This is a genomic window from Pseudomonas sp. MS646, assembly GCF_036693845.1.
Classification (GTDB): Bacteria; Pseudomonadota; Gammaproteobacteria; order Pseudomonadales; family Pseudomonadaceae; genus Aquipseudomonas; species Aquipseudomonas chlororaphis_E.
The window spans coordinates 3239820-3255140 of the sequence record NZ_CP144763.1; the positions used below are offsets into that span (position 1 = coordinate 3239820).

General features: G+C 54.9%; 7 protein-coding genes. 2 read left to right on the forward strand and 5 right to left on the reverse strand.

Going from position 1 to position 15321, the window contains the following annotated elements; all coding sequences use genetic code 11:
* Positions 1-179 precede the first annotated feature (179 nt).
* Complete coding sequence (locus V3H56_RS14325; RefSeq protein ID WP_338473493.1) at positions 180-1640, forward strand: efflux transporter outer membrane subunit; 1461 nt, start codon at positions 180-182, stop codon at positions 1638-1640.
* A gap of 47 nt (positions 1641-1687) precedes the next feature.
* Positions 1688-2473 carry an SDR family oxidoreductase gene (locus tag V3H56_RS14330; RefSeq protein WP_338473494.1) on the forward strand — a complete coding sequence of 262 codons (786 nt, stop codon included), beginning with the start codon at positions 1688-1690 and terminating at the stop codon, positions 2471-2473.
* Positions 2474-2525: 52 nt separating this feature from the next.
* Here the strand turns inward: V3H56_RS14330 and V3H56_RS14335 are convergent, their stop codons facing one another.
* The 5 genes from V3H56_RS14335 to V3H56_RS14355 all read right to left on the reverse strand — a co-directional run bounded on the left by V3H56_RS14335 (position 2526) and on the right by V3H56_RS14355 (position 15238).
* Complete coding sequence (locus V3H56_RS14335) at positions 2526-3797, reverse strand: outer membrane protein transport protein (protein WP_338473495.1); 1272 nt, start codon at positions 3795-3797, stop codon at positions 2526-2528.
* A gap of 51 nt (positions 3798-3848) precedes the next feature.
* A complete protein-coding gene (locus tag V3H56_RS14340; protein ID WP_042730454.1) occupies positions 3849-4628 on the reverse strand; it encodes a thioesterase family protein in 780 nt (259 codons plus the stop codon).
* Between the two features lie 223 nt (positions 4629-4851).
* Positions 4852-5472: a TetR/AcrR family transcriptional regulator gene (locus V3H56_RS14345; RefSeq protein WP_042730455.1), complete on the reverse strand. Its 621-nt coding sequence runs from the start codon at positions 5470-5472 to the stop codon at positions 4852-4854.
* A 1118-nt stretch (positions 5473-6590) separates the two neighbouring features.
* Positions 6591-14708 (reverse strand): calcium-binding protein, encoded by an 8118-nt coding sequence (locus V3H56_RS14350; protein WP_338473496.1) that lies wholly within the window; start codon positions 14706-14708, stop codon positions 6591-6593.
* A gap of 8 nt (positions 14709-14716) precedes the next feature.
* On the reverse strand, positions 14717-15238 hold the full coding sequence (locus tag V3H56_RS14355) for a hypothetical protein (RefSeq protein WP_152622921.1): 522 nt from the start codon (positions 15236-15238) through the stop codon (positions 14717-14719).
* Between the last annotated feature and the right edge of the window lie 83 nt (positions 15239-15321).

The window sequence follows — 15321 nt, forward strand, 5'->3', positions numbered from 1 at the left end:
CTATCGTGACCAATTCTGTCAATGGTCACCATTTCAGGTTTTATTTTCAGTTCACCTCACATCTAGGTAATCCTAAGTAAACAGGGAGTCTTGGATCCGTTCGAGCGCGTTGCTCATCCATTGACAGCTTGTGACCGATCTATAATATGGTCACAAATATTGATCCTAAGGATACTTCAATGCCTCCCTTCCGCCCCCTTGCTCTGTTGGTAGGCGCCAGCCTGATGGCCGGCTGCGCGGTCGGTCCGGATTACCAGCGTCCAGACGCTGCGCTCTCGGATCGCTTCCTGGGCCAGTCCTCTGTCGAACAAAGGCGCGGTGCTGCGCACACCAACCTCGACACCTGGTGGGAGGGATTTGGCGACCCGGTACTGAGCGATTTCATCGCCAAAGCGCTGGAGCAGAACCTTGACCTTGCCCAGGCATCGGCGCGCGTTGCCCAGGCGCGAGCCGGCCTTGGCGCCGCCAATGCCGCCCTGCTGCCCTCGGGAAACATCAGCGGCCAGACCGCACGCGCCTATCAATCGGTCGAGACCCCGTTGGGCCGGGTGCTCGATTCGACGCCTGGCTTTGACCGATACGGCAATGCCTATGAGCTGGACCTGAGCGCGAGCTGGGAGCTGGATATCTTTGGTGGCCTGCGACGCGGACGCGAAGCCGCATTGGCCGACTACCAGGCCTCCGAGGCCGGTGTCGCCGCCACAAGACTTGCCGTCGCCGCGCAGACCGCTGACATCTACATCACCCTGCGCGGCCTGCAAGCGCGACTCGACATCGCGAACCGCCAGGTCAAGACCCAGCAGGACTTGCTCGAGAAAGTCCAACTGCTCTACAGCAAAGGCCTCGCCGCCCACTATCAGATCCGCCAGACCGAGGGCGCGCTCGCTCAAGTGCAGGCCACGGTGCCTGTGCTGCAGACTGGCCTGGATGCCGCGCTGAATGCACTGGATGTCATGCTCGGCACACCGCCAGGCACCCATCGCCAGCAATTGGCCGAGAGGGGCAGCATTCCCCTGCCCCCTCAAATCAACGAAATGGGGACGCCGGCTGATCTGCTGCGCCGGCGGCCGGACCTCATCGTCGCCGAGCGCCGGCTCGCCGCTTCCAATGCCCGCATCGGGGAAGCCATCGCCGAGTACTACCCGAAATTTTCCCTCAGTGCGTTGCTCGGCAGTGCCACCAGCGTGTCGGCCGGGCACCTGTTCTCCGGCGGCGCCAGCCAGGCTTCTGGCGCACTGGGACTGCGCTGGCGGCTGTTCGACTTTGGCCGGATCAACGCGCAGATCGACCAGGCCAAGGGGCAGGAAGCTGAAGAACTGGCGGCCTACCGCCAATCCGCGCTTCGGGCCACGGAGGATGTCGAGAACGCGCTCTCCGCCCTGGTGAACCGAGAGTCCCAGGCGACCACCCTCATTTCAGGCGAAGCGTCACTGAGCGAGGCTCGCCAGTCGTCCTTTATTGCCTATCAGAAAGGTGCGGCCAGCCTGATCGACGTCCTCAACGCCGACCAGACGCTGCTCCAGGCATCCGATGCACGGGCACAGGCACGAACCGAGGCGGCGCGCGCGGCAGTCGCGGCGTTCAAGGCCCTCGGTGGCGGCTGGCAAGCGCCTCAGCCGCAGCCCGTGGCGAGTCGATGATCTGACATGTTGTTTTCAATCTTTCTTTACCACCGGAGTCCAGCCACATGAAAAGCAACGACAATTCCTGGGTGCTCATCACGGGTGCTTCCAGCGGCTTCGGCGAGGAGTTCGCCCGGCAATACGCAGCCCAGGGAAAATCCCTGGTTCTGGTAGCCCGCAGGCTGGACAAGCTTGAAGCGCTGTCGGCCCAGTTGCGCGAGCGCTTCGGCATCGACGTCATCGTCGAGCAGGTCGACCTGTCTTCGGTCCCGGCGATCATCGAGCTGCACAAGCGGCTGGGTCAACAGGGTATTGTGGTCGATGTACTCATCAACAACGCTGGCCATGGATTGCAGGGCCCGTTCATGGACCACGCCGTTGACCAGTCCCTGGCAATGATCAATCTGGACATCGCCAGCCTCACGGTCATGACTCGCCTCTTCGCGCAGGACATGCGCATCCGCCGTCGCGGCCACATTTTGCAGGTCGCCAGCTTGCTGTCCTATCAAGGCGTGAAGCATTTTGCGGTCTATTCAGCCGCCAAGGCCTACGTACTCCGCTTCTCCGAGGCGCTGCACCAGGAGCTCAAGGCCGATGGCGTGGTCGTGACCGCACTGTGCCCGGGCATGTCCGATACCGGGTTTGCCCAAAGCGCCAGCCAGAAACTCACGCCGGTGCTGAGGAAGGTGATGATGCAACCTCAACCGGTGGTTCGCGCCGGCATCCGCGCGCTGCAAGCCGGGCGCATGAGTGTCGTACCCGGTTTCGGCAACAAGGCGCTCACGGTGTTGACCTGGGCCACGCCGCGCTGGCTCCACCAGCGCCTGATGGCCAATGTCATGGGTGTATGAAGGTCGCCGTGTGCCGGGCGCCGCACAGGCGCCCGGCACACGGCATGTCGCGTCAGAAGCGATAGCTGATCGAAGTACCGAAACCGCTGGCGCTGTTGCGGTATTTGGCACTGTACGCGCCACGGGTCGCAGAGGTTTCGTTGACCCGCACGCTCTCTTCCTGGAGATAGGAATACGCCAGGTCGATCGTCACATCCTGCACCGGCGTCCAGCCGGCACCGAAGCTGAGCACGGTGCGATCACCGGTTGGAATCCGCGGCCCGCGGTTGGTGTTGTTGGCCGGCGACTGATCCACCGACATGCCGGCGCGCAGCACCCACTGGTCGTTCAACCGGTATGCCGCGCCGATTGCATGGGCCCAGGTGTCATGCCAGTTCTGTTCTTCGCTGACAGTGCCCAGCGCGCCGCTCAACAGTGCAGGCAAGCCTGAGTTCTCGATGGTCAGTTCCTTGAAGCGACTCCAGCGTGTCCAGGTACTGCCCAGATAAAGGGTCCAGTCGTCATTGAGCTGATGAGTGAGCGAGAGATCGACTGACTCCGGGAGGTCCACATCCAGTGACGCGTCATAACTACGCCCGCTGACCCCGACGACGCTGAAAATCCCGCCGGTGAGCTTGGACTTCGCGTCCAGGTGATAACTGACCTTGGAGTGATACGTCAGCCCCAGGCGGGTCCGGTCGGTGGCCTGCACCAGGAGACCGGCATTGAAGCCGAGTGCGGTGTCGTCGCCGTTGCTTTTCAGCTTCCCATCGTTGCTGCCGGGGCTCAGAGGATTGGGGACCATTCCGGAGATCTCACCGCTGATCCGGTTGATGGTCGGCCCGAACCCGATCGACACCTTGTCGTTGAAGGCATAGCTGACAGTGGGCTGGAAGGTCAGCGTCGTCACTTCGCTTTTGTTGGCGTAGTAACGCCCGGCAAAGTCGCTGCCGTAATCGGTGATCAAGCCAAACGGCACGTAGAAACCCACGCCGACGGCCCAGTGCTCGTCCAGCGGCTTGACGTAGTAACCCATCGGCACCGTGGTGGTTGGCACCATGTCACCGTCTTGCTGGCCGCCGAATGTGCTGCGGGTCTGGCTGATATCGCTCTTGGCAAACAGCGTCGCTGCGCCGAGGCTGACCTGCTCGTGCTTCAAGCGCGACATGCCCGCCGGGTTACCGAAGACCGTGCTGGCATCTTCCGCTGAAGAGGAACGCCCGGCAAAACCCACCCCCATCCCACTGACGCTCTGTTCATTAAGGGCGAAGCCGCTTGCAAACACCTGGGAAGTGGCAAGGGTGACGGCGAGCCCCAAAGGGGCCTTGAGCAAGATTTTTTTCATTATTAGAACTCTAGGAACACTGGCTGAGGGGTGTAACGGTTTGCTTTTCTATCAGGTGAAAATGGCCACGGTCTGACGTGCCCAAAGCACTCGCCGCCCGCTCTCGTCCCAGACCTCCATGTCCTGTAACGAATAGCCTTCGAAGGCCTGGCGACTGAAGGAACCGATAAGAAACCATTCGCCGGCCACGGCGGGCTGCGGCAGATCGATTGTCCAGGACGCCGAGCTGATGGCGGCCGGCTCCGTGAAGCAGGTCATGGCGGCTGGCGGCAGACTGTCCGCGAGGGCGATCAGGGCCACCGCCGGGTCCACCCCTTGGGCATCCAGGTGACGGACCCACATCAATAGCTCGGGATTTTGCGCACCGGACACCGGCAACGAGCCGCCTGCGGGACGCATCTCGAAGTTGAAGGCGCAGGCCGGCGCAATGGCGCGGTCCAGCTCCAGCGTGGGGTATCGCGACGGGCCTTCCACCGGCGGGCAACCCCACGCCTCATGGGTAATCCGGCTGGCCCGTGGCTGCGCAAACAGCAAGGTCGTGCGCAACGCCAGCTCATCACCGGACGTGCAGTCGACCGACACTGAAGTCACGGATCGCCCTTCGCGCAACACGCTTGTGTGGAATGTCTGGGGTTGCGTGACGGGCCCAATGAATGACACCTGCGCAGACTTGAACGGCGGGAAGCCTTCAGGCCGCTCGCGCAAAACCGTCTCCAACGACAATGCCGCCGACAAGCCACCGAAGATCGTTCGACCTTGCTGCCAATTGGCCGGAGCCACAAATGGCACGCCCGGATCAAATTGCGCCAAAACCTCAGCGAAGCGGGTCATATCGACGTTCTCCTACGGAGCTGAACGAGAACCCGCACGAGCGTCGCAAACACATGCCGAAGCTGGATCGAGGGGATCTCTGGATCGTTGAAGCCATACTTATTCAAGTGACTAATTGTGTCAATAGTCACTATGCAGACAAAAAGCGACTTCTCGGTCAGGCCCCTACCGAAAGCGAGGAACGTGGTGTGGTTTGGGACGGCTGCGCGCGGCAGCCCTCCGTTCAGGGCATCAGGCTGCGCAGGATGAGGTTCGCGGTCAGCGTCGGCGCAACCTCGACGTGGTCGAGGCTGTACTGCAGCAACAGAGGATTGACGAAAGGTCGAAGGGTCAGGTGGATCGCTTCAACGGTTTCGTCCAGGGGAGTCTTGCGCTCGAACTCACCGCTTTCACGCCCTTCGCGCACCACCTGCACCACGAATTGCTTGATCCGTGCGTCATACACCTGGGAGCTGGGCCAGCGCTCCGACGCGGAGAATGCGGCAATGTCGTAGAGCTTGCGATCATTGAAGAACAGGTCGATTCCGGTGGTGATCAAGGTCTTGACCAGACGGCGAAAGCGCTCTGTCGAAGAGAGCCCTTGCTCGTTGATGGCCTCCTCCACGGCCTCGACGATCTTCGCAAGACAACTGGAGCAAATGGCCTCGCCAATCGCCTGCTTAGAATCGAAGAACTTATAGATGTACGCCTTGGAAAAGCCGATGGCCTTGGCCAAGTCGGACACAGTGGTCTTGGCGTAACCGTATTGACTGAAATGCTCGTTGGCCGCCGCGACAATCTGGTCGCGAATGTCATGATCGGCAGGGCCGCGAGTGCTGGGCGAAGGTGCTGGAGACTGGTTCATAGAAAGCAGCTTACGCATCCCAGCGAGCGATGACAACTTGTGACCACTTACGAATACCGTCACAAGGTAACCATTCGTCAGTTGCATAAGGGATGCGGTGAGTGGTTGCCCTGCGCTCGACCGCACACCCTGCTGTTAAGTCTGCCCGGCCACCTAGCGACCCAACTAAGTCTGCGGCCGTCGATCGGATCGAGATTGGCGCAAATAAAAATTAATTCGCAATAAGCCGCATCAATTTAAAGCGTAGCTCGCAATTGATTCTTTCCAGACAATTGACTAAATATTACACACGCAACACAGTAGACGCCGCTGGGACACCACTTCGCGCGCTACGGCAATGTATGGTAAGGAATACCAAATACTTGAAGTCAATGACGACTTCCTCTCAGGGAAAGAGCCTGTAACACCTAGCCTTCGCGGTTCCTCCAGCCCGCCCTGCTTTAGGCCTCCTCTACGATTTTTACTACAAAAATCTGAAGCTTTCCGATTAAGCCACGGCATCAATTTGAAATTTTGTTTCTCACTTTTTTTGAGGTCAGCTGCTGCGCAGCAGATTTCACGGTAGAGCGCCTCATATCCATATGAAAGGCGTATGGGCTGGCTTACCGATCGGACTGATCAAACAGATGTCGCCATTTTATCGATCTCAATCAGTCGCCCAATTCATGCTGGAAAGCGGTCGAGTAAAGGGGTAGCGGCTGTAACGCATTTATTGTTTCACTAGCCTATGACAGTGCAGTTCCATATAAGGACATTGCACTCTATGGAATAGCTCGTGGTTCTCTACGATTTTCCGTATCGCCCCAACGTGCCCTGAATCCCAGCTTCCGGGAGGAAACGTTAAGAGGCCGAACCCAAACGGCCCACCTCAACATCATCGCAGGTATGTTGACGCTGATATTGGGGCAGACGCCATCAGGGAATCGATACTCATCCTTCGAGTCGCTGACGTCAGTGATCGACGCCCTAGTCGCTTTCCACGGTCATCGTCCTGGCATAAGCGAAGAAACCCTGCTCGCTACGTTTGCGATGGACAAAAAAACTGCCCCCGCCAACGTGCCTGCGCGGGGGCAGCTTATTTAGATACCGCTCAATGTGAAAGGAACGTTTACGGCAACTTACTTCCAGTTTGCTGCCAGTACCGAGTCAAGCTGAGCTCGCTGATCCGTGGTAATGGTCATTTCAGCACCTGGAGCCACACCAAACGAAGCCATCGTGTCGACCAGACTCTGAACTTGACTATCAAGCAACGTCTTTCCGTCAGACAATTTCATGGCCTCAATGTGATAAACACCCCCTTGATACCAGTTACTGACTGTCAGCTTCTCGTCTCCGCCAACGACGCTTATTTCCAAATCAGACCCACTCCTGCGGAACCAAAGGTCTTGAGGGCTAAGATCCGTCCCAAGCGCTAAGGTATCGCTCATTCCATAGCCTGGATCATACTCATTGACAGTGTCCTGGCCATCGCCGCGGTTAAACAGATAGGTATCCGCGAAGTATCCGCCGGTCAATGTGTCGTCCCCTGCCCCTCCCGACAACGTGTTGTCTCTTGAGTTGCTAGACACCTGAATCACGTCGTTCCCAGCCTCACCGAATAACCGGTTAGTACCGGCTCCGCCGTCAAGCACGTCGTTACCAGCACCGCCATAGATATTGTCATTGCCGTTGGAGCCCGACAGGCTATCGGCTCCTGCTGTGCCTACCTGCCGCAGGCCCTTAGCTGCGATATCCGCCAGAGCCCATGACGTACCGTCGGCGAACTCGACACGCTCAAGCACGCTCTGTGTCACCACAGAAGCACTCGACGTCGCCCCGTCAAACCAGCCTTTAACTTTGACCTGGTCTATACCGTTGCTGTGCATGAACACGACGTCCGCCCCTGACTTGTAAGCTTGGATGTCGCTAGCCAGGATCCCTGTCCCAAACCTCAAGGTATCGATGCCACCATAACCAGGGTCGTACTCGGAGATCGTGTCCTGACCGTCTCCCAGGTTGAACACATAAGTGTCTGAGAAGTAGCCGCCCGTCAGAGTATCGTTACCAGTGCCGCCAACCAGGAGGTTGTCCCTTGAGTTCGTAGCAACCTGGATCAAATCGTTGCCAGCATCACCGAACAGTTGGTTAGTTCCGCCTGCCGCGTCTAGTGTGTCGTCTCCACTTCCGCCGTAGATAATATCGTTACCATTCCAACCGAGCATGGTGTCGGCATTGTCCGTGCCCGTTTGATTCAATCCTGTTGCAACCATGTCGGACCAAGTCCAATACGTGCCATCGGCAAACTCGACACGTTCGATGACGCTTTGACTTACAGAGCTTGTATTCGAGGTCACGCCATCGAACAAGCCTTTGACTGTTATCTGATCAGTCCCGTTTCGATGAAGAAAGGTCAAGTCGAAACCGGTTCTGCGCATGAGGATATCGCTGGCTTGGACTCCGGAACCAAACCGCAAGGTGTCGAGGCCGCCGTAACCCGGATCGTATTCGGAGATCGTGTCCTGGCCATCACCCAAGTTGAACAGATAGGTGTCTGAGAAATAACCACCGGACAACGTATCGTTACCGGTCCCACCGGCCAAGGTGTTATCCCTCGAGTTATAGGCGACTTGGATTACATCATCGCCGGCATCCCCGAACAGTTGGGTGGTACCGGCTCCGCCATCCAAGGTATCGTTTCCACTTCCTCCATGGATGATGTCGTTGCCATTAAAACCAACCAGGTTGTCCGCCCCCGCGTTCCCCGTCTGGCTCAGACCCGCTGCAACCATATCCGACCATGTCCAGAATGTGCCGTCTGCGAATTCAACGCGCTCAATGAGGGTCGAGGTGACGGCGCTCGCATCGCTACCATTGCGGTCGAACACCCCCTTAACCATTAGCTGGTCCGAGCCGTTACGGTGCAGAAACATTAAGTCAGCACCAGTCCGACGTATCACAATGTCGCTGGCGACAATATCGCTGCCAAAACGTAGAGTATCCGTCGCTACGTTACCGCCGTCATACTCGCTGATAGTGTCCTGACCATCACCTAGGTTGAACACGTATGTGTCCGAGAAATAACCACCAGTCAAGACATCGTTACCCGAGCCGCCGGCCAGTGTGTTGTTCCTTGAATTGTAAGCGACTTGAATAACATCATTGCCTGCATCACCGAATAGCTGATTCGTACCGGATCCGCCATCCAGTAGGTCATCACCGTCTCCACCATTGATGCTGTCGTTACCGCTCGACCCCGATAGGCTATCGTTCCCGGCTGTACCGACTTGGCGAAAGCCCTTAGTTGCGATATCAGCCAGAGACCATGAGGTTCCATCAGCGAACTCTACACGTTCGAGTACACTCTGAGTCACGGCAGCCGCACTGGAGCTCGTTCCATCAAACCAGCCTTTGATTCTGACTTGGTCGGTGCCATTGTTGTGCATGAAAACGACGTCAGCGCCTGACTTGTAGGCTTGAATGTCGCTAGCCAGAATCCCCGCCCCGAACCGCAAGGTATCGATGCCACTAAAACCAGCGTCGTATTCCGAGATCGTGTCCTGCCCATCTCCCAAGTTGAACAGATAGGTGTCTGAGAAGTAACCTCCGGTCAACGTATCGTTACCGGTCCCACCGGCCAATATGTTGTCCCTTGAGTTATAGGCGACCTGGATTACATCATCTCCGGCATCTCCAAACAGCTGGTTGGTACCGGTCCCGGCATCCAAGGTATCGTTTCCAGCGCCAGCGTGAATGTTGTCGTTGCCATTGAAACCGACCAAGGCATCGGCGCCCGCCGTGCCCGTCTGGTTCAGACCCGCCGCAACCATGTCCGACCATGTCCAGAACGTGCCGTCGGCGAACTCAACACGCTCAATGAGGGTCGAGGTGATAGCGCTCGCATCGCTACCATTGCGGTCAAACACCCCCTTAACCGTCACTTGGTCCGAGCCATTACGGTGCAGGAACATTAAGTCAGAACCAGTCCGACGCATCACAATGTCGCTGGCGAGAATACCGCTGCCAAAACGCAGGGTGTCCATCGCCGAGTGGCCGGCGTCGTACTCCGTGATAGTGTCCTGGCCATCACCCAGGTTGAATACGTAAGTGTCCGAAAAGTAGCCACCGGTCAATGTGTCGTTACCGGTCCCACCGGCCAATGTGTTATCCCTCGAGTTATAGGCGACTTGGATTACATCATCGCCGGCATCCCCGAACAGTTGGTTGGTACCGGCTCCACCATCCAAGGTATCGTTTCCACTTCCTCCATGGATGATGTCGTTGCCATTGAAACCAACCAAGTTGTCCGCCCCCGCGGTCCCCGTCTGGCTCAGACCCGCTGCAACCATATCCGACCATGTCCAAGTTGTGCCATCTGCAAACTCAATACGCTCGATGAGAGTCGAGGTTACGGCACTGGCAGCGGAAGTATCGCGGTCAAAGACTTCTTTGACCGTCACTTGGTCCGAGCCGTTACGGTGCAGGAGTACCAAGTCAGAGCCAACACGACGCATCACAATGTCACTGGCGAGAATACCGCTGCCAAAACGCAGGGTGTCAGTCGCCGAGTTGCCGGCGTCGTACTCGGTGATCGTGTCCTGACCATCACCCAGATTGAACACGTAAGTGTCCGAAAAGTAGCCACCTTTCAGCGTGTCCTTTCCAGTACCGCCAGCCAAAATGTTATCTCTAGAGCTAGAAGCGACTTGAATACTGTCGTCCCCTGCATCGCCGTACAGCCGATTGACTCCCGCTCCGCCGTCGATAATGTCATCCCCGTCCCCACCCCGAATGTTGTCGTTCCCCGAACCGCCAGCCAACACATCCCCCAGCTCCGTGCCAACTTGGCCCAAGCTGATGGAGGAAATATCTGAAAATGACCACACTGTGCCGTCGGCGAACTCGATACGCTCAAGAACGCTCTGCGTCACTACAGAAGCACTAGACGTCGTCCCGTCAAACCAGCCTTTGATTCTGACTTGGTCAGTGCCATTGTTGTGCATGAAAACGACGTCAGCGCCTGACTTGTAGGCTTGAATGTCGCTAGCCAGAATCCCCGCCCCGAACCGCAAGGTATCGATGCCACTAAAACCAGCGTCGTATTCCGAGATCGTGTCCTGCCCATCTCCCAAGTTGAACAGATAGGTGTCTGAGAAGTAACCTCCGGTCAACGTATCGTTACCGGTCCCACCGGCCAATATGTTGTCCCTTGAGTTATAGGCGACCTGGATTACATCATCTCCGGCATCTCCAAACAGCTGGTTGGTACCGGTCCCGGCATCCAAGGTATCGTTTCCAGCGCCAGCGTGAATGTTGTCGTTGCCATTGAAACCGACCAAGGCATCGGCGCCCGCCGTGCCCGTCTGGTTCAGACCCGCCGCAACCATGTCCGACCATGTCCAGAACGTGCCGTCGGCGAACTCAACACGCTCAATGAGGGTCGAGGTGATAGCGCTCGCATCGCTACCATTGCGGTCAAACACCCCCTTAACCGTCACTTGGTCCGAGCCATTACGGTGCAGGAACATTAAGTCAGAACCAGTCCGACGCATCACAATGTCGCTGGCGAGAATACCGCTGCCAAAACGCAGGGTGTCCATCGCCGAGTGGCCGGCGTCGTACTCCGTGATAGTGTCCTGGCCATCACCCAGGTTGAATACGTAAGTGTCCGAAAAGTAGCCACCGGTCAATGTGTCGTTACCGGTCCCACCGGCCAATGTGTTATCCCTCGAGTTATAGGCGACTTGGATTACATCATCGCCGGCATCCCCGAACAGTTGGTTGGTACCGGCTCCGCCATCCAAGGTATCGTTTCCACTTCCTCCATGGATGATGTCGTTGCCATTGAAACCAACCAAGTTGTCCGCCCCCGCGGTCCCCGTCTGGCTCAGACCCGCTGCAACCATATCCGACCATGTCCAGGTTGTGCCATCTGCAAACTCAATACGCTCAATAAGGGCCGAAGCAAGAGCGCTACTATCAGAAGTATTTCGATCGAACACTGCTTTTAGGGTTACCTGATCGATACCATTACGATGCATGAACACCAAATCGGAACCAGTCCTACGCATCAAGATATCGCTGGCGAGTATGTCTTCGCCGAAACGAAGAACATCCGTAGCGCTATAACCGGGATCATATTCCGAGATTGTGTCCTGACCGTCACCTAAATTAAACAAATAAGTGTCTGAAAAGTAGCTGCCGGTCAACGTATCGTTACCGGTTCCTCCGGCTAAAGTATTGTCCGTTGAGTTGTAGGCGACCTGGATTACATCTTCGCCCGCCTCACCAAAAAGCTGATTCTTACCAGTTCCACCATCAAGAATATCGTTTCCACTACCACCATGGATGATGTCGTCACCGCCGCCACCATAGAGAGTGTCGCTGCCGTCGTCCCCTCTCAAGCTATCGTTACTACCTTGGCCGTGCAAAGTGTCATTACCCAATCCCCCTACCAACGAGTCAGCAGCATCGGTTCCTGGCAGAAGGTCGTCCCCCTCAAATCCATTCTGGGCCATGGTGCTAATGAAATCTGACGTCCACACAGTTCCATCAGCGAAGTTAACTTGCTGAACTCGGTAAGAGAGACCACCCGACGGTTCAAAATAATATTTTATCGTCAGACGATCTGTTGTGCCCCTCAAGGAAATGACTAAGTCTGTGCCAGATTGGCTGAGTATAACATCCTCAGAAGTAATACCATCGGCAAATGTAATGGCATCGAATTCGGCGACGCCTAATTGAGGATTATTAATTGTATCCTGCCCCCAACCCTTGCCGAATTGATAAGTATCTGAACCTTCGCCACCCTCTAGGAAATCGTTCCCAAATCCGCCTATCAAGACGTCATTGCCAGTGCTTCCGTAGAGGCTATCATCACCCTCGCCACCTGCAAGCACATCATTTCCATCACCACCGTTGACTAAATCTTTCCCCTCATCCCCATCAAGAAGGTCATCATTAGCAAGACCATATAACTTATCATCGCCCAAGCCCCCCTTGAGGGTATTGATAGAGGCATCACCCCAAATGACATCATTCCCGTCGGTTGGACGTTGTACGACCATCTTTATTTGGTCAATTGTCCAAAAGCTGCCGTCATCAAATACGACGCGATCGACCGCGTAACCATGATTAGCAACAGTATCCTCGTCAAAATAACTCTGTATCGTAACTGAATCCGACGTACCCTTTATTTCCAAAATCAGATCATAGTAGTTGCGTCGAACTATAATATCCGCTGCGGTTATGCTTGGACCAAATAGCAGCTTGTCAATTTTAGAACCACTTACGTCTTGATCGGCATTAAAAATGGTATCCTTTCCATCGCCCCTACCGAATTCGTAGACATCAGCACCATCTCCACCGGCAAGATAATCTTCCCCCACACCGCCCGACAACAGATCATCGCCTAGACCTCCGTATATACGATCATTGCCACTGAATCCATACAAAGAGTCATCCAGGCCCGTACCATTGAGGACATCGTTCCCAAACCCACCAAAAGAACTATCTTTTCCGATATTCTTTAACAAGCTATCGAAAAGTCCGTCTTCGGTCGCAGGGGCAAGCTGGAGCCGTTCGATCAAACCACGCCCGAAATCTCCAAGCTCAGAAAGACTCCTTCCAAACTCAGTTATAGACACAGCTCCAGCTTCATGATCATTGTCGAACTGCACCTTCAGCTTAGAAATTATAGAGGACACATTCCAAACGCTGCCAGTTTCGGTCAATTCAATTTCCACACCATCAAACATTGATGAGAAATGAGTTTGCAGCATTAGCTTGCCGTAAACGGCCGCCATAAGATTATCAAAAGACTGGAGCAAGATTGCTGCCGCCGGGCCATGGGGATTGGGATCACGAGTTCCCCAACACCAAGTCCCCAAGTAATTCTCACCCAGAAACGCTTCTAATACCGCAAGTTTCCTCGCATCCCCGATTACGTTTCCATAGATCTGAGTTGCTGCACGGCTTTCAGGATCGATATCTTCGACCCCGGCCCAATGATATAGGATGTCAATGACCAAGTTTTGGCGCGTAGTTGAATCATTGGCATTGACAAACTGTTCAAGAAGCGACTTCAACTCCCCCGAAGCATCAAGCGCCATTGCGGTATGCAAATTATGTACATTCCCAAATCCATCCAAATTAGGGAGTATACTGATAGCGCTAGGTATAGTCGTTTCAGCTAGGTCAATCGTGTCCGCACCGTCCGCTATGAACCAGACGTCTTCCGCAATACCAATACTTCCGTCCGTGCGCAAAAAAGTTCCCACCTGACGATGTTGATTGCCACTAGCATCTATAACCGACGCTGAAACATCACCATTAGCATCAACAGCGCCAGGTTCTTCGTACCCGGTATTGATAGCGGCGACTCCCACACTTTCAAGAGAATAAAGCTCACCAGACTGGCTGACACCATCAGAATTATCATCTACCCAGACCCGCACTTGCGAAAAAGCGGAATCGCGCACATCAAATACGCCATCTCCATTTTCATCAAGCGCGCTTAATGATAGAAAACCATTTGCAGCCTTATTTCCGTTTGCTCCCATCGAGTTATTACCAAACAACTCGCTGCCGGCATCAATCGTACCGTTTCCGTTTCTGTCGAGAACCAATAACCCGTCATCTGGAGCCACCCAGCCTGACGCTTCGGAAAACTGATTACCATCGTGATCAAAATGGATGCCAGCAGATAGGCCAAGTGTTTCGACACCATCTCCATCTAGATCCAAAATGATCGGACTTCTCGTTATCTCTGCAGTACCGAATGCCCGTTTCATATCCAAGATCAACTTATTATTAAGTTCTTGAGTCCACGGCATAATAAGATGCGCCCTTAATGCCTCAATATTACTTGTCGGCCAGATTGCACCCTCGTACCCTTCAGAGTTAAGATCCACAAGACTTAGTGCTTTCCACACAAAATCAATGCAACTATTATTGATCCCTGAATACTGTAGACTGAAATTATATGCCTCTGGACTCTGCGCAAAATCGAGCAGGGTTTGATATTGATAGTCAGTTATATTTATCTGTTGACTATATTCAGTTCCTAAGTAATGTTCATCGTCATGACGCTTAACTTCGCCAGGCCCGTAGGGACTTCCGTCTTCGATGGGAGCAAAACCGAAGCTTAGAGCGCTTCCATCATCTGAAACCAACTCAAACCATAGATGCCCAGTTTGAGACGCACCTCCATCCGATAAAGGGGTGCCACGACTAGCGACGTTGACCATTAACTTAGGCATAAATTCCTCTATTTACCGTAAAACGCTTTGATAAAAGTAACTGTGGCGCTATTTGGCCTTATGCTTTCCGCGGAGCCATCGCGCCGAACAATCAAACGATAACGTCCCGACTTAAGAAATAAATCAGCAACTTCAGCATGCAAAACACCCTCACCCCAAGAGGATAACTTTGGATTTTTTTTGGTTGCTTTATATACTTGGCGACCAGATGATTCCTCTATAAGCTGAACTTGCACATCAAAAGGAGCTCCCGACTCAACGGCCTTACCAGGCGCCTCCATATGCAAGCCCCCCACCGCCCTCCACAAATCTGCCCGACTAGCCAGATTGTGCGCATCATAATAATAATCCACGCGAATTGAATAACGACTGTCTCGCGGCACATCGACTAGCTTCTCCGAAACACTGCTAGAGCCCTCAAGTCTGAGTTCAACGCGCTGCCCTTCCGCCCGTATATTTACCGTGGCAAAAAGAAATAGAATTGAAACAATCGACAGGACAACCAGCTTGTAATATTTTCTTATTTGCATCTTTGCCCACCCCTAATCCATACATCACTAGAACTCATAAGAACAACCCCACCTGGAACGACGTGACGACCACCCCCCAACCT